General features: G+C 37.6%; 25 protein-coding genes and 2 tRNA genes. 12 read left to right on the plus strand and 15 right to left on the minus strand.

What is annotated here, in order from left to right:
• Window positions 1-80 precede the first annotated feature (80 nt).
• A complete protein-coding gene (locus ACK4HO_RS01610) occupies window positions 81-1,196 on the plus strand; it encodes an NAD(P)/FAD-dependent oxidoreductase (RefSeq protein ID WP_409661620.1) in 1,116 nt (371 codons plus the stop codon).
• Window positions 1,197-1,199: 3 nt separating this feature from the next.
• A complete protein-coding gene (gene mtgA, locus ACK4HO_RS01615) occupies window positions 1,200-1,880 on the plus strand; it encodes a monofunctional biosynthetic peptidoglycan transglycosylase (RefSeq protein WP_409661623.1) in 681 nt (226 codons plus the stop codon).
• 52 nt (window positions 1,881-1,932) lie between these two features.
• On the opposite strand, the gene ACK4HO_RS01620 is transcribed toward mtgA, so the two are convergent.
• The 7 genes from ACK4HO_RS01620 to ACK4HO_RS01650 form a co-directional block, all read right to left on the minus strand.
• Complete coding sequence (locus ACK4HO_RS01620) at window positions 1,933-2,307, minus strand: DoxX family membrane protein (protein ID WP_409661626.1); 375 nt, start codon at window positions 2,305-2,307, stop codon at window positions 1,933-1,935.
• 126 nt (window positions 2,308-2,433) lie between these two features.
• A complete protein-coding gene (locus ACK4HO_RS01625; protein ID WP_409661629.1) occupies window positions 2,434-4,641 on the minus strand; it encodes a TonB-dependent receptor in 2,208 nt (735 codons plus the stop codon).
• Between the two features lie 58 nt (window positions 4,642-4,699).
• Window positions 4,700-5,053, minus strand: a complete 354-nt coding sequence (locus ACK4HO_RS01630; RefSeq protein WP_409661632.1) for a hypothetical protein — start codon at window positions 5,051-5,053, stop codon at window positions 4,700-4,702.
• 93 nt (window positions 5,054-5,146) lie between these two features.
• Window positions 5,147-6,136, minus strand: a complete 990-nt coding sequence (locus ACK4HO_RS01635) for an aspartate-semialdehyde dehydrogenase (RefSeq protein WP_409661635.1) — start codon at window positions 6,134-6,136, stop codon at window positions 5,147-5,149.
• Between the two features lie 168 nt (window positions 6,137-6,304).
• A complete protein-coding gene (gene mscL, locus ACK4HO_RS01640; protein ID WP_409661638.1) occupies window positions 6,305-6,721 on the minus strand; it encodes a large conductance mechanosensitive channel protein MscL in 417 nt (138 codons plus the stop codon).
• 75 nt (window positions 6,722-6,796) lie between these two features.
• Complete coding sequence (locus ACK4HO_RS01645; protein WP_409661641.1) at window positions 6,797-9,241, minus strand: bifunctional UDP-N-acetylmuramoyl-tripeptide:D-alanyl-D-alanine ligase/alanine racemase; 2,445 nt, start codon at window positions 9,239-9,241, stop codon at window positions 6,797-6,799.
• A 4-nt stretch (window positions 9,242-9,245) separates the two neighbouring features.
• Window positions 9,246-9,866, minus strand: coding sequence for a thymidine kinase (locus ACK4HO_RS01650; RefSeq protein ID WP_171221445.1), 621 nt, complete (start codon window positions 9,864-9,866; stop codon window positions 9,246-9,248).
• Window positions 9,867-10,064: 198 nt separating this feature from the next.
• On the opposite strand from ACK4HO_RS01650, the gene ACK4HO_RS01655 reads away from it, so the two are divergent.
• The 3 genes from ACK4HO_RS01655 (at window position 10,065) to recJ (ending at window position 13,430) form a co-directional block, all read left to right on the plus strand.
• Window positions 10,065-10,982, plus strand: a complete 918-nt coding sequence (locus ACK4HO_RS01655) for a hypothetical protein (protein ID WP_409661645.1) — start codon at window positions 10,065-10,067, stop codon at window positions 10,980-10,982.
• Window positions 10,983-11,660 carry a 16S rRNA (cytidine(1402)-2'-O)-methyltransferase gene (gene rsmI, locus ACK4HO_RS01660; RefSeq protein ID WP_409661648.1) on the plus strand — a complete coding sequence of 226 codons (678 nt, stop codon included), beginning with the start codon at window positions 10,983-10,985 and terminating at the stop codon, window positions 11,658-11,660.
• An 81-nt stretch (window positions 11,661-11,741) separates the two neighbouring features.
• Entirely contained in the window at window positions 11,742-13,430 is a 1,689-nt protein-coding gene (recJ, locus tag ACK4HO_RS01665; protein WP_409661651.1) for a single-stranded-DNA-specific exonuclease RecJ, read from the plus strand.
• 1 nt (window position 13,431) lies between these two features.
• On the opposite strand, the gene ACK4HO_RS01670 is transcribed toward recJ, so the two are convergent.
• The 4 genes from ACK4HO_RS01670 to ACK4HO_RS01685 are packed head-to-tail and all read right to left on the minus strand — an operon-like array spanning window position 13,432 to window position 15,621.
• Entirely contained in the window at window positions 13,432-14,184 is a 753-nt protein-coding gene (locus ACK4HO_RS01670; protein WP_409661654.1) for a UDP-2,3-diacylglucosamine diphosphatase, read from the minus strand.
• Between the two features lie 4 nt (window positions 14,185-14,188).
• Entirely contained in the window at window positions 14,189-14,641 is a 453-nt protein-coding gene (locus ACK4HO_RS01675; protein ID WP_409661657.1) for a 6-pyruvoyl trahydropterin synthase family protein, read from the minus strand.
• Window positions 14,642-14,679: 38 nt separating this feature from the next.
• Window positions 14,680-14,853 (minus strand): hypothetical protein, encoded by a 174-nt coding sequence (locus tag ACK4HO_RS01680; RefSeq protein WP_409661660.1) that lies wholly within the window; start codon window positions 14,851-14,853, stop codon window positions 14,680-14,682.
• A 3-nt stretch (window positions 14,854-14,856) separates the two neighbouring features.
• Window positions 14,857-15,621 carry an enoyl-CoA hydratase/isomerase family protein gene (locus tag ACK4HO_RS01685; protein WP_409661663.1) on the minus strand — a complete coding sequence of 255 codons (765 nt, stop codon included), beginning with the start codon at window positions 15,619-15,621 and terminating at the stop codon, window positions 14,857-14,859.
• A gap of 176 nt (window positions 15,622-15,797) precedes the next feature.
• Here ACK4HO_RS01685 and ACK4HO_RS01690 point away from each other — a divergent pair.
• The 3 genes from ACK4HO_RS01690 to ACK4HO_RS01700 all read left to right on the plus strand — a co-directional run bounded on the left by ACK4HO_RS01690 (window position 15,798) and on the right by ACK4HO_RS01700 (window position 16,205).
• Window positions 15,798-15,871, plus strand: a tRNA-Ala gene (locus tag ACK4HO_RS01690).
• 37 nt (window positions 15,872-15,908) lie between these two features.
• Window positions 15,909-16,154 carry a GIY-YIG nuclease family protein gene (locus ACK4HO_RS01695; protein WP_409661666.1) on the plus strand — a complete coding sequence of 82 codons (246 nt, stop codon included), beginning with the start codon at window positions 15,909-15,911 and terminating at the stop codon, window positions 16,152-16,154.
• A tRNA-Ala gene (locus ACK4HO_RS01700) sits at window positions 16,131-16,205 on the plus strand. The genes ACK4HO_RS01695 and ACK4HO_RS01700 overlap by 24 nt, the downstream gene beginning before the upstream one ends.
• Window positions 16,206-16,239: 34 nt before the next feature.
• Here ACK4HO_RS01700 and ACK4HO_RS01705 read toward each other — a convergent pair.
• Complete coding sequence (locus ACK4HO_RS01705; RefSeq protein ID WP_409661669.1) at window positions 16,240-16,812, minus strand: DUF3109 family protein; 573 nt, start codon at window positions 16,810-16,812, stop codon at window positions 16,240-16,242.
• Between the two features lie 85 nt (window positions 16,813-16,897).
• Here ACK4HO_RS01705 and ACK4HO_RS01710 point away from each other — a divergent pair, with 85 nt between their 5' ends.
• The 3 genes from ACK4HO_RS01710 to ACK4HO_RS01720 all read left to right on the plus strand — a co-directional run bounded on the left by ACK4HO_RS01710 (window position 16,898) and on the right by ACK4HO_RS01720 (window position 18,431).
• Window positions 16,898-17,473 (plus strand): MarC family protein, encoded by a 576-nt coding sequence (locus tag ACK4HO_RS01710; protein WP_409661672.1) that lies wholly within the window; start codon window positions 16,898-16,900, stop codon window positions 17,471-17,473.
• A 38-nt stretch (window positions 17,474-17,511) separates the two neighbouring features.
• Entirely contained in the window at window positions 17,512-17,709 is a 198-nt protein-coding gene (locus tag ACK4HO_RS01715; protein ID WP_409661674.1) for a hypothetical protein, read from the plus strand.
• Between the two features lie 113 nt (window positions 17,710-17,822).
• On the plus strand, window positions 17,823-18,431 hold the full coding sequence (locus tag ACK4HO_RS01720; RefSeq protein ID WP_409661677.1) for an FAD-dependent oxidoreductase: 609 nt from the start codon (window positions 17,823-17,825) through the stop codon (window positions 18,429-18,431).
• Between the two features lie 3 nt (window positions 18,432-18,434).
• Here the strand turns inward: ACK4HO_RS01720 and ACK4HO_RS01725 are convergent, their stop codons facing one another.
• From ACK4HO_RS01725 to ACK4HO_RS01735, 3 genes are all read right to left on the minus strand, one after another.
• Window positions 18,435-20,003 carry a S41 family peptidase gene (locus ACK4HO_RS01725; protein WP_409661679.1) on the minus strand — a complete coding sequence of 523 codons (1,569 nt, stop codon included), beginning with the start codon at window positions 20,001-20,003 and terminating at the stop codon, window positions 18,435-18,437.
• 20 nt (window positions 20,004-20,023) lie between these two features.
• Window positions 20,024-20,452 (minus strand): deoxycytidylate deaminase, encoded by a 429-nt coding sequence (locus tag ACK4HO_RS01730; protein WP_409661682.1) that lies wholly within the window; start codon window positions 20,450-20,452, stop codon window positions 20,024-20,026.
• A 132-nt stretch (window positions 20,453-20,584) separates the two neighbouring features.
• Window positions 20,585-21,178 carry a HupE/UreJ family protein gene (locus ACK4HO_RS01735; RefSeq protein ID WP_409661685.1) on the minus strand — a complete coding sequence of 198 codons (594 nt, stop codon included), beginning with the start codon at window positions 21,176-21,178 and terminating at the stop codon, window positions 20,585-20,587.
• A 161-nt stretch (window positions 21,179-21,339) separates the two neighbouring features.
• Here ACK4HO_RS01735 and ACK4HO_RS01740 point away from each other — a divergent pair, with 161 nt between their 5' ends.
• On the plus strand, window positions 21,340-21,771 hold the full coding sequence (locus ACK4HO_RS01740; RefSeq protein ID WP_409661687.1) for a TerB family tellurite resistance protein: 432 nt from the start codon (window positions 21,340-21,342) through the stop codon (window positions 21,769-21,771).
• The last annotated feature ends 64 nt before the right edge of the window (window positions 21,772-21,835 follow it).

Here is a 21,835-nt window from a genome sequence, read left to right on the forward strand (position 1 = left end):
AAATGATAGTGAATTCGAAAAAACTGCCGCAAACGGTACCACACAATCCTGAAAAAAAGTATTTTTAAAAAAAATTAAGGATGCATTTTAGTTACTGGGAACTTAAAAATTGGTTTACAAATGTCGATTTCACTATTGTCGGTAGTGGAATCGTTGGACTACACTGTGCTTTGTCCTTGCGCGAAAGATTTCCGGAAAGTAAAATATTGGTCCTGGAAAAGGGCATTTTACCCCAAGGCGCCAGTACGAAGAACGCCGGTTTTGCTTGCTTTGGTAGTCTTTCAGAAATTTTAGACGATTTAAAATCACACAGTGAAGAAGAAGTTATTCAATTAATCCAAAAACGTTGGAGCGGTTTGCAATTGCTACGAAAAAATTTAAGCGATACTGCCATTGATTTCAAACCTTTTGGTGGCTACGAGTTGTTTCTCAACGACGATGAGAGCAGTTATAATGAGTGTTTGCAGAAGTTGCCATTTGTAAACGATATTTTAAAACCGATTTTCAGAAACGATGTTTTTGCCAAAGAAGTAGATCGTTTTGACTTTAAAGGCATACAAGAATATTTGATTTTTAATCCTTACGAAGCCCAAATCGATACCGGAAAAATGATGCACGCTTTATTGCGAAAAGCAGTAACCAATAATATTATGATTCTAAATCAAGTCGAAGTGACTTCGTTTCAAGAGCAAAATGATAGCGTGGAAATAGCGCTTGGTGATTTTAGTTTTAAGACCAAGAAGTTACTGTTTGCCACAAACGGTTTCGCCGGAAAGTTAACGGATAACCAAGTAAAACCGGCCAGAGCACAGGTTTTAATCACCGAACCAATTCCGAATTTAGACATCAAAGGAACATTCCATCTCGATAAAGGCTATTATTATTTCAGAAATATTGATGACCGCATTCTTTTTGGCGGCGGCCGAAATTTAGATTTTGAAGGAGAAACCACTACCGATTTAAGTCAAACCGATTTAGTCCAAAATCGATTGGAAGAATTGCTAAAAGAAGTAATTTTACCAAATACCGATTTTAAAATTGCCCATCGTTGGAGCGGTATTATGGGATTGGGTTCCAGCAAAAGACCGATAGTAGAACAGTTGTCCGAGAATGTTTATTGCGGAGTGAGATTAGGCGGAATGGGCGTAGCGATAGGTAGTTTAATTGGTCAAGAATTAGCAGATTTAGTCAAATAAAGTATGATAAAGAAAATTTTTCACTGGCTCAAAAAAGCATTTTATTGGTTTATTGGACTTTCAATACTCACAGTTATTATTTTTAAATGGGTACCAATACCAATTACGCCTTTGATGATAACCCGTGCGATTGAAAATAAAATAGACGGAAACGATGCGGTGCTCAGCCATGATTGGGTGCCGTTAGAAGAAATTTCACCCAATCTTCAAAAAGCGGTGATTGCCAGCGAAGACGGCAATTTTCTAAAGCATAATGGCTTTGATTTTGCAGCGATGCAAAAAGCATTTAAAAACAACCAAAAAGGCAGAAGGTTAAAAGGAGGCAGTACTATTTCGCAACAAACTGCCAAAAATGTTTTCTTGTGGCAAGGCAGAAGTTACCTCCGCAAAGGTTTAGAAGCTTATTTCACCGTTTTAATCGAACTTATTTGGGGCAAAGAACGGATTATGGAAGTTTACTTGAATAGTATCGAAATGGGTAATGGCGTTTATGGTGCAGAAGAAGCGGCACGGGTTTGGTACCGAACTTCGGCAGAAAATCTGACCAAAAGAGAAGCCGCAGGAATCGCAGCGATTTTACCTAATCCGAGAAAATATAAAGCGTCAAATTCGTCATCTTATATCGAACGCAGAAAAGACAGAATCATGCGCAACATGCGACACATCGGTAAAATAGAATATTAAAAAAGCCGTCTCGATAATCGGGACGGCTTTTTCGTTTTATAGTCAAAATCCTCTAGTAAAAAAGCGGTTTGTATTGTTGCCAATGTTTGTAAATCAAAATCGCATTGAATAATAAAATAACGATAGCAACCGGTAATCCTGAAATTCCTAAAAATAAATGAAACAGTAAAATGTTGATGGATATCGGGGCCAATAATATTAAGGCAAAAGCCACCCATTTTTTCAACAAAAGCATAGCGCCAATTATAATTTCCAAAACCCCTAATACCGGGAATATATATCCGGTTGCCCCTAATGAATTCATAAAATCACCGGCTGAACCGGTCGGCGCTTCCATTGGAATGAAATGAAATAATTTGTTGGCGCCAAAAACAACTAGTGCCAATCCTAAAGCTATTCGGATAATTTTAGTAAACATTGAATTCATAAGCAGATGGTTTTGGATTAGTAATAAAGTAAAAATAACACTAATTGTTTATAGTATATACACCTAATTACTTAAAAATTTACCTTATTTATAAACAATTATCGAAAAAAGTAAACATCAGATATTTTAGATATTGAAATTAATTCCCAAAACAATATTTCGGCCAATATTCGGAATGCCTTCTGCTTTTAGTCTAGACAAATGGGAAACATAGGTTTTGTCAAAAACATTATTGGCATTTAAATTGGCATTGAAAATGGTTTTGCCTAAAATTATTTTTCCGCCTAAACTCAAATTCACTAAAGTATAATCATTGGTTTTGGTTTCAAATTCACCGGCATTATTTTGGGCCAAAGTGCTTTCTATATTTACTGTAGCGAAACCTTCTTTCCACCAATTTTTGACTTCAAATTCGCCACGGAAAGTATTATTCCATTTGTTAGCCGGAATCAGAGGCAAGTTGTCTCCATTATCTTTTTCGCCGATTACGGTTTCAAAACTACTGTACAAATGCAACCAGTCCAAAGGATGCGGATGAAAGTGAATTCCGGTTTCACCACCATACAAACGAGCATTTGCTTGAACGTAATCATAAACATTATTGCCGTCAATCACGTTGCCATTTGGTGAAATAAAAATATAATCATTAATATGATTGTAAAATCCATTGACAAACAATTCAAAGTGTGAACTTTTGTATTCCAAATTCAAATCGGTTTGCAAGTTTTGCTCGTTATTCAAATTAGGATTTCCAATTTCGTAACGATTGCTGCCTTCATGCACGCCGTTCGAAGTCAATTCGGCCAAATTCGGTGCACGAAAACCAGAAGCGATATTCAAACGCATCGTGAAATCTTTGGCCAAATCAGTTTTGTAACCCAAAGAAGCATTAAAACTGTCGAAGCTTTTGTCGATGGCTTGAAAATAACCTTCTTCGCCAATAACGCCATGATTTTCGGTAGTTACATTTCGGTTGTCAAAACGCAATCCGGCTTGAATCACATTGTTTTTCCATTCATAATTTACGGTTCCGAAAATGCCAAAGTCATTGGTTACTGCATTCGGAATTAATAATTCTTCACCAAAATTACTGTTGGTTTGGTTCATGCCTTGAACACCAACGATAGTTTCAATCTTTCCAAATTTTGGCAAATAATATTTGACATCGTAGTTCAAAGTTTGCAATTCCATGTGCAAAACCGCTACGTTACTATCTTCAAATTCGCTTCGGTCATTAAAGATGTAACCCAAATCGGCATCCAATTTGGAGTTTTTAAAATAAAAAGTATTGTGCAAACTCAAGATATGACTGTCAACGCCTTGTCTTGGATATAAAACGTCTCGACCGGTTGATTGTTCAGCAATACCTTCTTCCGGAATTCCTAAATTTAATTGGTTGAAATTATAACGCAACACACTGGAAAAATTTGAATTGTTATAGCCGATTCCTGCTTTCAAATCGGTTTCGTTAAACCGCGTATTGGTTACTCGGTCGCCATCGGCTATCTTGTAATCCGCATGAGAATTATAACTGCCACGCGCCAAGAATTTCCAATGTTCACCCGAAGTTTTTAGACCCAAAATAGTATTGCTTCCCAAAGTATTTGAAAAAATTCTTTGTCCAAAATCGGCTTTAAAATCTCCGGCATTGGCAAATTTTTCCGGATTAAAATACAAAACACCACCCAACGCATCCGAACCGTAAAGCAACGATGCCGGACCTTTGATTACTTCAACACTTTCGACACCGGCATCATTCAAACCCAAACCGTGTTCTTCCCCAAATTGCTGATTCTCTAAACGAACGCCTTGGGTGTAAACCAAAACACGATTGCCACTTAAACCGCGAATCACCGGTTTCCCAATAGAGGTTCCGGTGGAAACTTGCGAAACGCCGGGAATTGTCGCCAAACCTTCAATAAGTGTGGCTGCACCTTTTTGTTGTAGCGCTTTTACGTTTTGGTGCTCGACTTTCATCACATTTTGCGATTGTAATTTGTTAAAAACCGTGGAAACAATCACTTCATCCATGTGGGTGATGCTTTCTTCTAAAGTGATGTTTTGTGTAATTTCTTGGGTAGAAATAGTGACCGAAACGGTTTGTCTTTCAAATCCGACAGCGGAAAAAACGATTTTAAAATTCCCCACAGGAATATTGTTCAGGGTATAATTCCCGTTGTCATCCGTAATGGTTTCTTTGTGAATTTCGGGAATAGAAACGATGATATTGGCTAACGGTTTTTGATCTTTATCGGAAACCGTTCCGCTGATTTTATTTTGTGCCGTAGCAATGAGTGATAATCCTAAGGTTAGGATTAGATATAATGATTTCATGTGAATGATTTTATTGTAAATGAATAATGGCCAAAGATAATTTCGGCTTAAAAACTATTTATACAATAAAACTCGGTGGTGCCCGAAGCGCAAAGAGTGAGCCTCGAAACTTCTGAGTGATTTCTTTGGAATAAAAAACAGTGTAAGCAGTTGGCGCTTCTGTTTTTTGGAATTCAAAAGATTTTAAAGGTGTTGGGGTATAACTACTAAAGGCAAATTCACAGACAAAACACTTTTCTAAACCGTCATGACCATGTCCGATTTCTGTTTTGTGATGGTTATAAACGTGTTGGCATTGTTTCTCAGAAAATTGTTTTACCAAATGCTCAAAAGAGTGAATAGACTGAAAGAATATTGCGAACAATATCATCAATCCCATCAATGCATTAGATAAAAGTAGTTTTCTTTTCATCATCGCAAATGTAAAACATTGCTAAAGAAAAACCGCCCGATTTTAACAAACTTTAGGATTTGTAAAATCGGACGGATTATTGAGAAGTATAAATTATACTAGATTATTCGCTACCAAATACTCAGCAATTTGAACCGTATTGGTTGCTGCGCCTTTTCTTAAGTTGTCGGCTACAATCCACATGTTTAAAGAGTTCGGTTGGCTTTCATCACGGCGAATTCTACCTACAAACACATCGTCTTTTCCTTGAGCGTACAAAGGCATCGGATAAGTATAAGTGTCGTTGTTGTCTTGAACAGTTACGCCATCCGTGTGGTGTAAAATGTTACGCACTTCATTCAATTCAAAATCATTTGAAAACTCAACATTCACCGCTTCACTATGACCGCCAACTACCGGAATTCTAATCGCTGTTGCGGTAACTGCAATAGATTTATCACCGATGATTTTTTGGGTTTCGCGCACCAATTTCATTTCTTCTTTGGTGTAACCATTGTCTTCAAAACTGTCGCATTGTGGAATCGCATTGCGGTGAATTTGGTATTTATAAGCCATTTCGCCTTTAATGCCTGCGTATTCATTTTCCAATTGTTGCACTGCTTTCACACCGGTTCCGGTAATGGATTGGTAAGTAGAAACAATGACACGTTTGATGTTGTATTTTTTATGTAATGGCGCTAAAACCATTACCATTTGAATAGTCGAACAGTTTGGATTGGCAATGATTTTATCTTCTTTGGTCAATTCAGAAGCGTTGATTTCAGGTACGACTAGTTTTTTAGTCGGATCCATTCTCCAAGCAGATGAGTTGTCGATTACCGTGGTTCCTGCTTCAGCAAATTTGGGTGCCCAAGCTAAAGAAGTTTCGCCACCAGCCGAAAACAAAGCGATGTCTGCCTTCATGTCTACTGCTGTTTGTAAACCCACTACTTTATACTTCTTACCCTTAAATTCGATTTCCTTACCCACTGATTTCTCAGAAGCTACGGGAATTAATTCGGTTACGGGAAAATTTCTTTCCGCTAATACTTGAAGCATCACTTCGCCAACCATACCGGTTGCGCCTACTACAGCAACTTTCATAATAAATATTTTAGATTTAATAAAATTTGAAGTACAAAAGTAATCAGAAAACCACTTCTGCTTTAGTTTTTACTATAAAAATTACTGAATTCTAAAAGCAGTTGTTTTCCAAAAGAAAAACCGCCTCTATTAAGAAGCGGTTTAATTAGAATATATAATGTAGCGGTACTACTTTTTAAGCAAATCTCTAATTTGAGTAAGCAATTCTTCTTGTGTTGGTCCGGCAGGAGCAGCAACAGCGGCTTCTTCTTTCTTTTTGGCTTTTTCAGCAGCTCTTAAAATCACAAAAATGAACAACGAAATAATGATAAAATTGATAATGGCTTGGACTAAATTACCATAAGTAATCACAGCAGCACCGGCTTCTTTGGCTTTGGCTAAAGTTTCATAACTGTTACCGTCTAGTGTGATGAACTTGGTTGTAAAATCAACACCACCAGTAATTAAACCAACAATTGGCATGATGACATCATCAACAGCAGAACCTACAATTTTTCCGAAAGCAGCTCCAATAACAACTGCAGTGGCTAAACTCAATACGTCGCCTTTCATCAAAGACGCTTTGAAATCGCTAAAAAATCCCATAATTAATTTGTTTTAAATGGTTATAGTGATACTAAATTAGTTAAAAAAATATCATATTCTAATTTTTTTTAAAAACTATTCTCGAAAAAACATTCGCTTAACCCTTTGAGAAATGCTGGTCAGAATTTCATACGGAATCGTATTTAATTGATTAGCCATATGATTCACAGGTGGATTTTCGCCAAAAATAATCACCGAATTACCTTCCTTACAATCGATGTTAGTAACATCAACCATTAGCATGTCCATACAAATACTGCCTATGATTTTGGCTTGTTTGTTATTGATAACTACATAACCAACACCATTGCCCCAACTTCTGCGAATGCCATCGGCGTAACCAATAGGAATTGTGGCGATTTTGGTTGTGTCATTCGCGATAAATCTTCTGCCATAACCGACGCTTTCACCTTGGTCAATCGTTCTGATTTGAGAAATAACCGATTTTAAAGTACCCACATTCTCCAAGTATTTTTGTTCTTCTTCATCGTTGGAAATCCCATACAAACCAATGCCTAAACGAACCATGTCGTATTGTGCATCGGGATAATTGGAAATGCCGGAAGTATTTAAAATATGACGAATCGGTTTAATTTTAAGTTCCGAAAGCAATTGAGCAGACAGTTTTTCAAACAAAGCAATTTGAGATTTAGCAAAGGCATCATGTTTCAAATCATCACTCGTTGCCATGTGAGACAAGACACTTTTAATTTGAACGGTTTCGTTGCTTTTTAAAATCGAAATCAATTCGGCTAAATTTTCTTCTTCAAAACCCAGACGGTGCATTCCGGTATCGATTTTAATATGAATGGGGTAGTTCTTTAATTTCTTTTGCTCGGCAATTTTCAGGAAAGCTTTCAACCCTTTAATCGAATAAATTTCAGGTTCTAAGTTGTGTTGAATGATAGCCGAAAAACTCGTCGTCTCAGGATTCATCACCATAATCGGCACCGAAATTCCGGCACTTTTCAATGAAATTCCTTCATCAGCGAAAGCCACACCGAGATAATCGACTTTGTGATGCTCTAATAATTTCGCAATTTCAAATCCGCCATTGCCATAACCAAAAGCTTTCACCATGACCATCATTTTAGTCTTCGGAGCCAATTTCGATTTAAAGAAATTAAGATTGTGACTGACTGCGTTGAGGTTGATTTCCAAAACGGTTTCATGCGTTTTCTCTTCGAGCATCGAGACGATTTCTTCAAAATGAAAATCACGCGCGCCTTTAACCAATATGGTTTCGTTTTCAAAATTCAATCGGTCAAATGACTGAGCAAATTCGACTACATTTTTGAAAGTAACACTGTTGATAAACTTGCTTTTGTATTGAGAAATGGTCTCGCCAATGCCAATCACACGGGTAATTTTGTTCGAAATGATCAATTGCGAAACTTGAGAATATAATTCTTCATTATTCAATCCGCTTTGGAAAATATCGGAAAGAATTAGGGTTTTCTTTTTGTGTTGTTTTTGGTGTTCCAAAAAGTCTAAAGCAATCTTCAACGACTGAAAATCGGAACTGTAACTGTCATCGATTATCGTACAATTGTAAATTCCGTTTTTGACTTTCAAACGCATTTCTACCGGATACAATTGCGCCATTCGGGTTTGGATGACTTTTTGGTTGTACCCAAAATACAACATCACCATCATACAATGAATCGCATTTTCCACCGAAGCTTGGTCTTGAAAAGGAATGACAATCGGGAAAGTATCTTCTTTATAAGTGACTTGCAATTCGGTTAAATCGCCGATGTTTTTTTTGGTAATATAAACATCCGCACTTTTATCGTCTGAACACCAACTGAAAGTTTTTATTTTTTGGTTTACAAACGCATTAATGGTTTTATTCTTGTTCAAAATCAAAACATTTACCGAAGTAAAAAGCTTTAATTTCTCTTTAATTTTTTCAGCTACGCTGGGAAAACCTTCATCGTGTGCCGAACCGATATTGGACAAAATACCAATCGTTGGGCGAATGATTTTTTGGAGTTTTTCCATTTCATTGGTCGTCGAAATACCGGCTTCAAAAATTCCGAGATTGTGTTTTTCATTGATGCCTAAAATCGATAATGGAACACCTACCTGTGAGTTGTAACTTTTCGGACTGCGGATGATGTTATAATCCGGACTTAATAGAAAATTCAGCCATTCTTTGATGATGGTTTTGCCGTTGCTACCGGTGATTCCGATAATTGGAAAATCGAATAAACTTCGGTAATAAGAAGCGAATTTCTGCAAAGCTTCCAGTGTATTTTCAACTACCAAAAAGTTAGCTTTTCCGCTTACATTTTCGGGAATATGGGTTACCACAAAATGTTTTACGCCTTTTTCAATCAATTCTTCTATATAAGAATGACCGTCATTATTGGGTCCGGAAATGGCAAAAAACAAAGTGTTTTCGCCATTTTGCAATGAGCGACTGTCAATAGAAATCGCGTCAATAACGGCTACATCATTTTGGCCGATCCAATTGGCCTTGATGATGGGAATGATATTTCGTAAGGTTTGTATCAAGGAGTTATTCTTCTTTAGATAGGTTTTCGGCGTCTTTTACCACCATGTTTTCGCGCATGGCATTGAAATAAGCAGCGCGGCTCAAAGGTTCGTATTCTTCGGTTTCACCAAGCATGACCAATTTTTCGTTGTCATTTTTTCTGAAACTGTAATGGGCTAAATTGCCCGTTCGGGTGCAAACGGCGTGGACTTTGGTCACATATTCGGCAGTCGCCATCAAAGCAGGCATTGGCCCGAAAGGGTTGCCTTTAAAATCCATGTCTAATCCGGCAACAATCACTCTGATTCCCGAATTGGCTAAATCGTTACAAACCGATATAATTTCGTCATCAAAAAACTGCGCTTCGTCAATCCCGACTACATCACAACCTTGTGCCAAAATTCTAATATTGGCGGCAGCCGGAACCGGAGTCGAACGAATTTCATTTTTATTGTGGGAAACAACCATTTCCTCATCGTAGCGCGTATCGATGGAAGGTTTGAAAATTTCGACTTTTTGTTTGGCAAATTGAGCCCTTTTCAATCGGCGAATGAGCTCTTCTGTTTTACCCGAAAACATCGATCCGCAGATGACTTCAATCCAACCAAATTGTTCTTTATGATTTACTGTATTTTCGAGAAACATTTTGTATTTTTCTTGCGCTAAAAATGAATAGTTTTTATTACTTTGTAACGAAAACAAACCGACATCATTTTTTTCTATTTTTACGTCGATTCAAATGTAGAAAAATTTTAATTAAGGTTACTTCTTCCCAAGGTTAAATAAATGAAACGGAAGAAAATTTAAAGAAAACTCTAGCTTGTTCCAAATAATTTCTAAAAGATGAAAAAAAGATTAGAATCCGAATTAATCAGCATTGCCCACCGAATTTTGAAACTGAAAAACAAATCGGAAGTTGATCAATTGTATAAAGAAACCCAAAAATTATACGAAACACTAACCGTTTTAAAGTTTTACCAAGACAATTTCGATTCGGTAAAAAACGAGGTTGACGCTGCGGTTTTGGAAGAAAAATTAGAGCAACACTTAGACGAAATGCCACAAGAAGCGGTTTTGGAAGTAAAACCTGTTGAAGAACCGGTTGTTGAAATACAAGCGGAACCGGAAGCTACTGTGGCAACTGAAGAAGAGGCGGAAGTGGTTTCTGAGGAAGACATTGAAGAAGTGGAAGAAGCAGTAGTTTCAGAAGAAGCCGAAGAAGAAGTGGAACCTATTTTGGAGGAAGAAATGGAGGAAGAAGTTGTGACGGAAACTGACGAAGAAGAACCGGTTTTCAAACCTATTTTTGAATTGGCGGAAGACGAAACGGAAGAAGAGATTGAGCCAGCAGAAATAGCTTCTGAAGTAAAACCCGAAACCAAACATGTAGCGTTGGAAGATTTATTGGGCGAAAATTATGTCGACCCTGTTTTTGTTAAACCCAATGAAGTTTCGCTTTTCTCTACAGAAAGTGTTACAGAAACCAAAGAAGCAACCGAGCCTAAAGCCACATCTTTAAACAGCGCTTTTGGCAAAACCATGGAAATCGGGTTGAATGACAGAGTCGCGTTTGTCAACAATCTTTTTGGCGAAAGCAACGAAGACTTTAACCGCGTAATTTCGCAATTGAATACCTTTGACAATTTAGAAGAAGCCAAAGATTTCTTGAATGAAATGATCATTCCCGACTATGATTTTTGGACCGGTAAAGAAGAGTATGTCGAGCGTTTTATGGCTATTGTGGAGAAAAAATTCGCGTAAATGTCCAAACTTTACATCGTTCCAACGCCAATTGGCAATTTAGAAGACATGACTTTCAGAGCGATTAAAGTTTTGAAGGAAGTCGATTTAATTTTGGCCGAAGACACACGCACCAGCGGAAAACTCCTCAAGCATTTTGACATTTCAACGCATATGCACAGTCATCATATGCATAACGAACACAAAACGGTAGAAAATTTGGTCAAGCGTTTGCAAGCCGGAGAATCTATTGCTTTGATTAGCGATGCCGGAACGCCGGCGATTTCTGACCCCGGATTTTTATTGACAAGAGCTTGCGTTGAAAATAATATTGAAGTCGATTGTTTGCCCGGCGCAACAGCTTTTGTACCGGCATTGGTCAATAGTGGTTTGCCCAATGACCGATTCGTTTTCGAAGGGTTTTTACCTGAAAAGAAAGGCAGACAAACTCGATATTTGGCGCTAGCCGAAGAAACCCGAACGATGATTTTTTATGTTTCACCGCACAAATTAGTCAAAACTTTGGCCGAATTTGTACAATATTTTGGCGCAGACCGACCGGTTTCCGTTTCCAGAGAATTATCAAAACTACACGAAGAAACCATTCGCGGTACAGCCGCTGAGGTTTTAAAACACTTTGAAAATAAACCACCAAAAGGAGAAATCGTAACGGTAGTTGGCGGTAAAAGTTTAAAGTAATTTTTCTTACATTTAAATTTTTTTTGTAGTATTTTTTATATATTTGTTTGATGATTCATAATTTTCAATTCATAATTAAACATGCGCTGGACTTTAAAACCAAAACCTTCTCTCAATAAAGTAAAAGCATTGGCTACTGAATTAAAAGTGGACGAACTTGTCGCAACCCTTTTGGTTCAAAGAGGCGTGGAAACTTATGAAGCTGCGCGTCAATTTTTCCGACCGAGTTTAGAGGATTTGCATAATCCATATTTGATGAAAGACATGGACAAAGCCGTGAACCGAATTGAAACAGCGATTGCGAATGGCGAAAATATTTTGATCTTTGGAGATTATGATGTTGATGGTACGACGGCGGTTTCGTTGGTGTCGAGTTATTTAAAAAGCTATTATCCTAATGTGGCAACTTACATTCCCGATCGTTATGAGGAAGGTTATGGCATTTCGTATAAAGGGATTGATTTTGCCGATGACAATGGTTTTTCATTGATTATCGCTTTGGATTGTGGCATTAAATCTATTGATCATGTGGCTTATGCCAAAGCAAAAAGCATCGATTTTATCATTTGTGATCACCATCGTCCGGGTGAATTTCTGCCCGAAGCCTTTGCGATTTTAGACCCAAAACGACAAGATTGCCATTATCCTTATGACGAATTGTGTGGTTGTGGTGTTGGGTTTAAATTAATTCAAGCCTTGGCACAAAACAGAAACCAAACGATGGAAGATTTGATTCCTTATTTGGATTTGGTAGCCACAGCGATTGCTGCCGATATCGTTCCAATGACCGGTGAAAACCGCACTTTAGCTAAGTTTGGTTTGGAAGTGATTAATGCAAATCCTCGTCCGGGAATTAAAGCATTAATTCAGAATGTAAAGAAAAAAGTGTTGACGATTACCGATGTCGTTTTTATCATTGCACCGAGAATTAACGCAGCCGGAAGAATTAAGCATGGCAATGAAGCCGTGGCTTTACTGACGGAATATGATTTAGATCAGGCAGAAATTTTCGCTTCAGAAATTGAACAACACAACAGTGACCGAAAGGATCTAGACAAACAAATTACTACTGAAGCGCTGGATCAAATAGAAATAAATCAGGAAACAGAAAAATTTACAACCGTGGTTTACAACAAAAGTTGGCACAAAGGCGTAATTGGAATAGTGGCTTCGCGATTGACCGAAACTTACTATCGCCCGACGGTTGTTTTTACCAAAAGCGGTGACAAACTCGCAGCCTCAGCGCGTTCGGTAAAAGATTTTGATATTTATAATGCCTTAGAAGCGTGTGCAGAACATTTGGAACAATTTGGCGGACACATGTACGCCGCAGGAATGACCTTGAAAGAAGAAAATTATGCCGCTTTCAAAGAAGCGTTTGAGCGAACTGTAGAACAAACCATTCCTCCCGATTTATTGACACCAGAGATTTCGGTTGATGCGGAAATAAACCTGACCGATATCAGTGAAAAACTAATTAGAATTCTGAATCAGTTTGAACCTTTTGGTCCGCAAAATATGACGCCAGTTTTTATGTCCAAAGGATTAAAAGATTCGGGTTACGCCAAAGGAATCGGTGCAGATGACGACCATTTAAAACTATTCGTAAAACAAAACGGAAGCCAAGGTTTTGGAGCAATTGGTTTTGGTTTAGGCAAAAAATTAAACTTGGTTAAAAATCAAAATCCGTTTGATGCCGTTTATTGTATTGATGAAAATGAATTCAATGGAAAGGTTTCGGTTCAGTTGAGATTGAAGGATTTGAGGTAAATTAATATTTCTTCAACTCAAAATTCTCGCCGTCAAAAACTCCATAAGTAAAGTACCCAATCCAATCGCCCAGATTTACATATTCAGCGTTTTCGCCTACTTTGATAACCATTGGTAAATGTCTGTGGCCAAAGATGAGGTAATTGTAATGTTTGGTTTCGAGTTTGCGTTTGGCGTATTGCACCAGCCATTCGTTTTCTTCGCCTAAGAATTTTACATCGGCTTCGCCTGAAATCAGTTTGTTTTTTACCGATAAATATTGGGCCAATTTCACGCCAATATCCGGATGTAACCAACGATAGAGCCATTTCGAAAACGGACTCGTAAAGACTTTTTTCATGCGTTTGTAACCCTTATCGCCCGGACCTTTTCCATCGCCGTGACCAATTAAAAACGTTTTTCCGTTAAAAATATATTCTTGATTGTCGTGGTAAACCGGAATGTTTAATTCTTTTTGAAAATAATCATTCATCCACAAATCGTGATTGCCTACGAAAAAGTAAATTGGAATGCCGCTGTCACGAATTTCGGCCAGTTTTCCTAAAACTCTAACGAAGCCTTTGGGCACAACCGTTTTATATTCGAACCAAAAATCAAACAAATCGCCCAAAAGAAAAATAGCATAAGCATCTTTCTTGACTTCATCCAACCAAGCGACAAACTTTTGTTCACGAGGAAAACTCAACTCGGGCGTTGGTGCACCAAAGTGTTGGTCGGAAGCGAAGTATATTTTTTTGTTAGGTGAAATCGTCATGTTTTTATTCGTTATCCGAAGCGTACCATTCGGCAAATGAAGTTTCAGTTTCTTGAAGTTTAAGCGAATGCAAAAGAATGTCTTTCGGTAAACGGCTTTTTATTTTTTGGGCAAAATCGGTTACCATATTTTCGCTCGTTGGTTGGTATTCGACCAAAATCACATGATGTCCGCGCGATTTTAATTCGGCCGCCAGTTCGATATGTGGTGTGTTTTGATTGAAAACGGTGGCATGGTCAAAAATATCTACAATTTCTTCTTTCACTATTTTTTTCAAATCAGAAAAGTCAATTACCATCCCGAATTTTACATTGGAAGTATCAGTAATGGGTTGGCCAATTACTGTCACCGACAATTTATAGCTGTGTCCGTGCACGTTTTTGCATTTGCCGTCATAGCCATAAAGTGCGTGTCCGGTTTCGAAAGAAAATTGTTTAGTGATTCTGATGTTACTCATGAAAGATATTTTTACGGGGCAAATTTAGTAAAATATTGCTACAGGTCGTTTTGTCTTTTTTTAGCTCGGCTGTACATCAAATAAGCAACGCCTACCAGAACAACAAAAGGTAAAACATAACCAATCCAAATGCCGATTAAATAACCATTATCCGGAGCATTTTTTATTTTTTCATCGATATTGACTTGCTGAATAAGAGAAATAAGGGTCATAATTTATTTTTTAAATTCGCTTAAAGCATTTTTGGTAAAATCAGAAAGGACTAATTTGCCTGAAATAGCCGAACGTTCATATAAAAGTTGGTCCCAATTTTCAGTGCCTTCCCAAAAGACTTTTTTCATTTCAGCCAAAGCTTCCGGATTATAACTTGCTAATTTTTTGGCGAAAGCCAAAGTATTTTCATCTAAATCCCCATAACTATCAAAAATATCGGCATACAAACCTTTTTCAATAGCCCAATCGGCAGTTTGCCAATTATTAGGTTGCAAAGTCAATTGTGTCATGGCTGTTTTTCCTATTTTTCTCGAAACCGCCGGTTCAATCACAAACGGCCCGATTCCGATGCCTATTTCGGATAATTTAATTGAAGCATCTTGGTAAGCAAAAGCAAAATCACAGGCTGAAGCCAAACCAACGCCACCGCCAACCGCTTTTCCTTGTATTTTTCCAATGATGATTTTCGAGCATTTGCGCATTGCATTAATCACATTGGCAAAGCCTGAGAAGAATTTTTTTCCGGTTTCAAAATCGGTAATAGAAAGCAATTCGTCAAAAGAAGCACCGGCACAAAAAGTCTTGCCTTCGCTTTGCAGAATAATGACATTAACCTCATTGTTTTTGCTCAAAGCGTTTAATTCTTCCGTGAGTTTTTGCAATAAATCACTAGGAAAAGAATTGCTCGCCGGATGACTGAAGGTAATCGTCGCGATTTTATTCTCAATTTGGGTTTCAATAAACCCGTTGGTATTTTCGGCAGACATAAAATAGATATTTAAGGTAAATTTACAACAAATCTCAAAAAAGATAGGGTTGGAATTGCTTTTTGTTTCTATAAAATTATATATTTGTCGTCTCAAAAAAAAATGGGGGATTAGCTCATTTGGCTAGAGCGTCCCGATGGTAATCGGGAATGTGACTTTAGTTAATTTAAAATATTGGGGGATTAGCTCATTTGGCTAGAGCGCTTGCCTGGCAGGCAAGAGGTGATCGGTTCGAATCCGATATTCTCCACAAAGTCCCGATTTATCGGGACTTTTTTATTTTTAATATGTTTTACATCTATATCATTTATTCCGAATCATTAAATAAATACTACGTTGGCTCTTGTCAAAATATTGAGGAGCGACTTGATGACCATTTAAATAGTAGAAGTAAATACACAAAGTCGGCTAAAGATTGGACGTTAAAACATTCAGAAACATTTTCTTCTAGAAGTGAAGCTTATCAGCGAGAAATGCAAATTAAGAAGATGAAGAGTAGGGTTTACATTGAAAATTTAATTGACAAGAGTTAGAGCGTCCCGATTGCATCGGGAAGGTGATCGGTTCGAATCCGATATTCTCCACGAAAAAGGCGAAATCATTTGATTTCGCCTTTTTTTATTTTCCATTTTTCAAGTCTTCCGCTACTTTTTCCAATTCAGCATACCAATCTTCGCCAAATTTTCGAATCAATGCTTCTTTGACGAATTTATAAACCGGAACTTGAAGTTCTTTTCCAAGCGTACAAGCATCGCTGCAAATGTCCCAACGGTCATAATTTACTGCTGCAAATTCGCTAAAATCTTTAACCCTGATTGGATACAAATGACACGAAACCGGTTTTTTCCAATTGATGATGCCTTGGTTGTAGGCCTGTTCGATACCGCAAAGTGCCGTTTTTCCGTCGAAAATTACATAAGCACAATCTTTATTGTCAATCAAAGGGGTTTCCAAATCTTGGTCGGTTCCGACAACCCAAGTGCCTAATCTTTCTATGGCTTCGATACCTTCTTTACGCAGAAACGGTTTTACTTTCGGATAGATTTCTTCCAAAATTTTGGTTTCTTCTTTACTCAAAGGCGCACCGGCATCGCCATCCACACAACAAGCGCCGTGACAAGCCGAAAGGTTGCACACAAAATCTTTTTCTAGGATGTCTTCTGAAACTATGGTTTTGCCTAATTGAAACATGATCTGATTTTAAGAATGCAAAAGTACAAATGAAAATTGGCTTAAGTGAATTATTAAAAACCTAATTTTGCAAAAAATAAACGTTATGAATTTAGATTTTAGAGAAATAGCAACTGCCACCATGGTACTTTTTGCCGTGATTGATATCGTCGGAAGTATTCCCGTGATTATTGATTTGAGAACAAAGTTTGGTCATATTCAATCGGAGAAAGCGTCTTTGGTTTCGGCCGGAATCATGATTGCCTTTCTTTTTGTGGGAGAAGAAATTCTGAAATTAATCGGAATTGATGTCAATTCGTTTGCGGTTGCCGGTTCGTTTGTGTTGTTTTTTTTGGCTTTAGAAATGATTTTAGGCATAAGATTATACCGAGATGAAGCTGCTACTTCCGCTTCGATTGTTCCGATTGCCTTTCCTTTAATCGCCGGAGCCGGAACGATGACAACCTTACTTTCTTTGCGTGCCGAATTCCAATCGATTAACATTATCATTGCCATTTTGTTGAACATCATTTTAGTTTATGCCGTGTTAAAATCGTCTTATAAAATTGAAAAAATGTTGGGTAAAAACGGGTTAAGCATCGTTAGAAAGGTTTTTGGCGTGGTTTTATTGGCGATTGCTGTTAAATTATTTGCGGCTAATGTTAAAGGATTATTTGCATAACCCCAAAAATTAGTATTTTTGCGCTATAAATTTATCACATGAAAATTTTTACCAACATACTTATATTTCTTGCCGTTGCACTGATATTGGTCAATATTTATTTACTTGATTTTAGCAATCCCTTTGATGGCGACAGCATGGTAGCTTTAATAGGTATAGCCGCTTCATTTTGTGCGGTCTTAATTCTTTTGATTTTTAGAATGTCCAAGAAAATCGAAGACAAACTAAAAAACTAAGGGTTTTTCAAATTCCAAAAAGGAAATTTCAAAATTCAAATGTTCGGGACTTTACATTTTGATTTTGAAGCTTTTTTGGAATTTGCCATTTTTAATTTCAAATTTTCCAAGTTATGTATGATGTTTTGATAATTGGTGGTGGCGTTTCGGGCATGTCTTGTGCTTTGATTTTAGGTTCGGCCCAAAACAAACCTTTTGTTACCGATAAAAAAATAGGCATCATCGTTCATCAAAAAGCTTCCTCATTACAAGATGCTCTTTTTAATAATGCTTATGGCATTTCCGCCGGAAAATTGGGTTCAGAATTACTTGAGGAAAGCGTTGATCATTTAAACCAATTGTATCCGCATATCGACCAAATTTCAGGCGAAAAAGTAATGAAAATTGAAGGCGAAGCCGGAAATTTTACCGTTATCACCAATAAACATACTTATCACACTAAAATCGTTGTCATCGGAATTGGTGCCGGAAATCCTTTTACGATTGAAGGTTTAGAGAAATTTGTAATACCGCATCAAAAAGTGATTCCAGAGAAAAACCGTATCCAACTCAAAAATACTGACCATAGAGTAGCTGAAGGAATCTTCGTTACCGGAACTTTAGCCGGTTGGAGAAGCCAATTAGCTATAGCTGCCGGAAGTGGCGCGGCTGTGGCAACCGATATTCTAACTTTATGGAATGGTGGAATTCATGTACAAGTGCACGATAGTATTAAAAAGTAAAATTTACTTCAAAATCGATTTTAACATCGAATCATCTTTTAAAATGATTTGATAATATTGGTCTTCACCAAAAAGTTGTCGGGCATATTCAGCGGTTAAGAATTTTTTCACCAAAGCTTTATTGTTAGCCAAAGACATTTCCAAACCGGCATCTTTTAAGTAACCTTCGAATTTAGAAACAGTGGTGTTGTCTTGTTGCATTTTGGTCAAAAAAGCCTCAAATTTTACGCCTTTAAAAGCAGTTCTGTTATTGTCTAATTGTTCAAAAACAAAATGACTCACCAAGCCTGAACTTAAAATGTAGGCCAAACTTTCCTCCCCTTTTTTCACTTCCAAAGGCACAAATACATCCGGAACGATGCCGCCGCCGCCATAAACGATTCTCCCTTTTTTGGTTTTGAATTTTAAAGAATCCGCGACTTTGATTTTACTTTTGGCGTATAATTCCCCGTTTTCAAAACGCGCTTCATAATCGTGGCTGTAGGCTTCGCCTTGGCCTTTGACATAAGGTTTTTGAATTGAGCGACCGCTTGGGGTGTAATATCTGGAAGTGGTTAAACGAACGGCCGAACCGTCGGCAAAATCCATTTCGCGTTGCACTAAGCCTTTTCCGAAAGAACGACGACCTACGATAGTTCCTCTATCATTGTCTTGAATTGCACCGGCTAAAATTTCGCTGGCAGAAGCCGAGTTTTCATCGATTAAAACATAGACTCTTCCGGTTTCAAAAATGCCTTGTTCGGTGGCAAAAGTTTTGTTGATTTCACCTCTTTTGTTTTTGGTAAAAACGATTAGCTCTTTGTCTTTCAATAATTCATCGGCTATTTCAACGGCTTTTTCTAAATAACCACCGCCATTGTCGCGCAAATCAATGACCAAGGTTTTCATGCCTTGCTTTTTCAGTTTTTCCAAGCCTACTCGGAATTCGTCATAAGTATTTTCGGCAAAGCGATTGATTTTGATGTAACCGGTTGTGGCGTTAAGTTTCAAATAAGTGTCCACACTTTTTATCGGAACTACGTCGCGAATTACCGGAATTTTTAGTTTTTTGTTGGTGCTTTTTCGATAAATGGTCAATAAAACGCTCGAGCCTTCTTCGCCTTTTAATTTGTTGAACAAACTATCGGTTGGTAATTTTCTTCCGAAAAGTTTGTCTTTATCGGCGTATAAAATGCGGTCACCGGCTAAGATTCCTGCTTTTTCGGCCGGACCGTTTTCCAATGGTTTCACAATCGTTACCGTGTCGTTAAACATATAAAAATTGACGCCAATCCCAACAAAATCACCTTTCATCAATTCGGCTTCCGAAGATTGTTCGCTCGGCGGAATATAAACCGAATGCGGATCAAGATTGGCCAAAATACTGTTCACCGTTAAGTCAACAATAGAATCGGAATTGACATCATCTACATATTCGTCATTGATGAAGTCGATTAGTTTTTCGATCTTGGCTTTGCTGGCGTTTTGTTTGGAAAGTGTTCGTTTCGGAAAATTGAGCATACCACCAATGATGATTCCCAAGGCCACGCAAGAGAACAGCAATAAAGGCAAGTATTTTTCCTTAGATTTCATTGGACGAATGATAATAAAAATTAGTCTAAATTTTCGATTTGAGTTACTTCAATACCGGCTTTTCTTAAGAAATCTAAACCCGATTCATCGCGATAGCCGTTTTTAAAAACTACACGTTTGATTCCCGATTGGTGAATGAGTTTACTACATTCTTTACAGGGCGAAAGCGTGATGTATAAAGTCGCGTTTTCACAAGTTTGAGTAGAACGCGCGACTTTAGAAATCGCATTGGCCTCGGCGTGTAAAACGTACCATTTGGTTAACCCTTCGTCGTCTTCGCAACAGTTTTCAAAGCCGGATGGCGTTCCGTTGTAACCGTCGGAAATAATCATTCTGTCGCGGACAATGATGGCGCCGACTTGTTTGCGTTTGCAATAAGACAATTTGCTCCATTCGGCAGCAATTCTGAGGTAGGCAACGTCGTATTTTTTTTGTTTGGCTTCTTTCATAACAGAAAATCAAATGGTTTTTCTCCCAGCCCCGATAGAAGCTAGCTACCGTGTAGCGCGAATAGCGGGAACCTGCCTGCCGGCAGGCAGGAATGGATAGCAAATATACCTAAACCTTTCGCTTCTGAACAATTATTTAACCCAAATTTCACTTTGTAAAATCATCGGAATTACGACACCGACGATAAAGGCGGAAATGATTAAAATCCAGTCGCGTTTAGAGAATTTCAAAAGGGTTTGAACTACGTAAGCCAAAAGTAAAGCGGCTAATACGACGATGATTTGCGCAACTTCAATGCCGAGAGCGAATTCGAAAAGCGGTAATAATTTGTCCGTTGGTTTTCCCGATAAAATAGTATTGAAATAATTTGAAAAGCCTAAGCCATGAATAACTCCAAAGAAAACGGTCAATATGCCAATAAAAGTGATGGTGCTTTGTTTGCTTGATTTTCCGGAAATGATAATGTTATATAAAGCCGCAATTAAGATGGTTATTGGAATAAGGAATTCGACGATTTCGGACTTTATGGTTATGATGTTAAAAACTGAAAGGAAAAGCGCTAAAGTATGGCCCAAAGTGAAAAGGGAAACGAGAATTAAAATTCTTTTCCACGATTTGAATTCATACGGAACAGTTAAGGCTAAAAGGAATAAAACATGGTCGTAGGCAAAAATATCAAGCACATGTTTTAATCCGAGATTGAAGTATATCCAGAAATCTGACATTGTAGTTTGGTTGTTTTGTTTAGTGGTTTGGAACGTAAACTTACAATTAATTTTAATTGAGCCTTAAAAATTAATCCTAAAATCGATGAAAAACATTTTGAGAATTGGTTTTCTAAAAAAGGAAATTGGCTTATATTTGCAGGATTAAAACCAATAACATTATGTCAATTTCAGATTTATTTGATAGCGAGTTTAAAAGCAGAAACAAAGGGCATTTTTCGGCTATTGTTCGAGTAGCTATTGCCGATGGCGATATGAGCAAAGAAGAAAAAGAGTTCTTAGACAAATTGGCTTCGCGTTTAGAAATATCCACAGCAGAATATGAAGAGATTTTAGAAAATCCTTTAAAATACCCAATCAATCCGCCTTATTTGCATTCGCAAAGATTAGAGCGTTTGTATGATTTATCGCGTATGGTTTATGCAGACCACGTTATTGGAGCAAAACAAAAAGAAATTTTGACCAAGTTTGCTTTGGCTTTAGGTTTTACTCCGGGAAATGTACCTTACATTGTTGACAAAGCCTTGTCATTATTAGTGATGAATGTGGATTCGGATACATTTGTATATGAAATGACACATATGAATAAGTAATAATTTAGTAAATACAAAAATAAGAAGCCTGAATCATTGATTCAGGCTTCTTATTTTTACTCAG

The sequence above is a fragment of the Flavobacterium sp. genome, from assembly GCF_046296355.1.
Taxonomy (GTDB): Bacteria; Bacteroidota; Bacteroidia; order Flavobacteriales; family Flavobacteriaceae; genus Flavobacterium.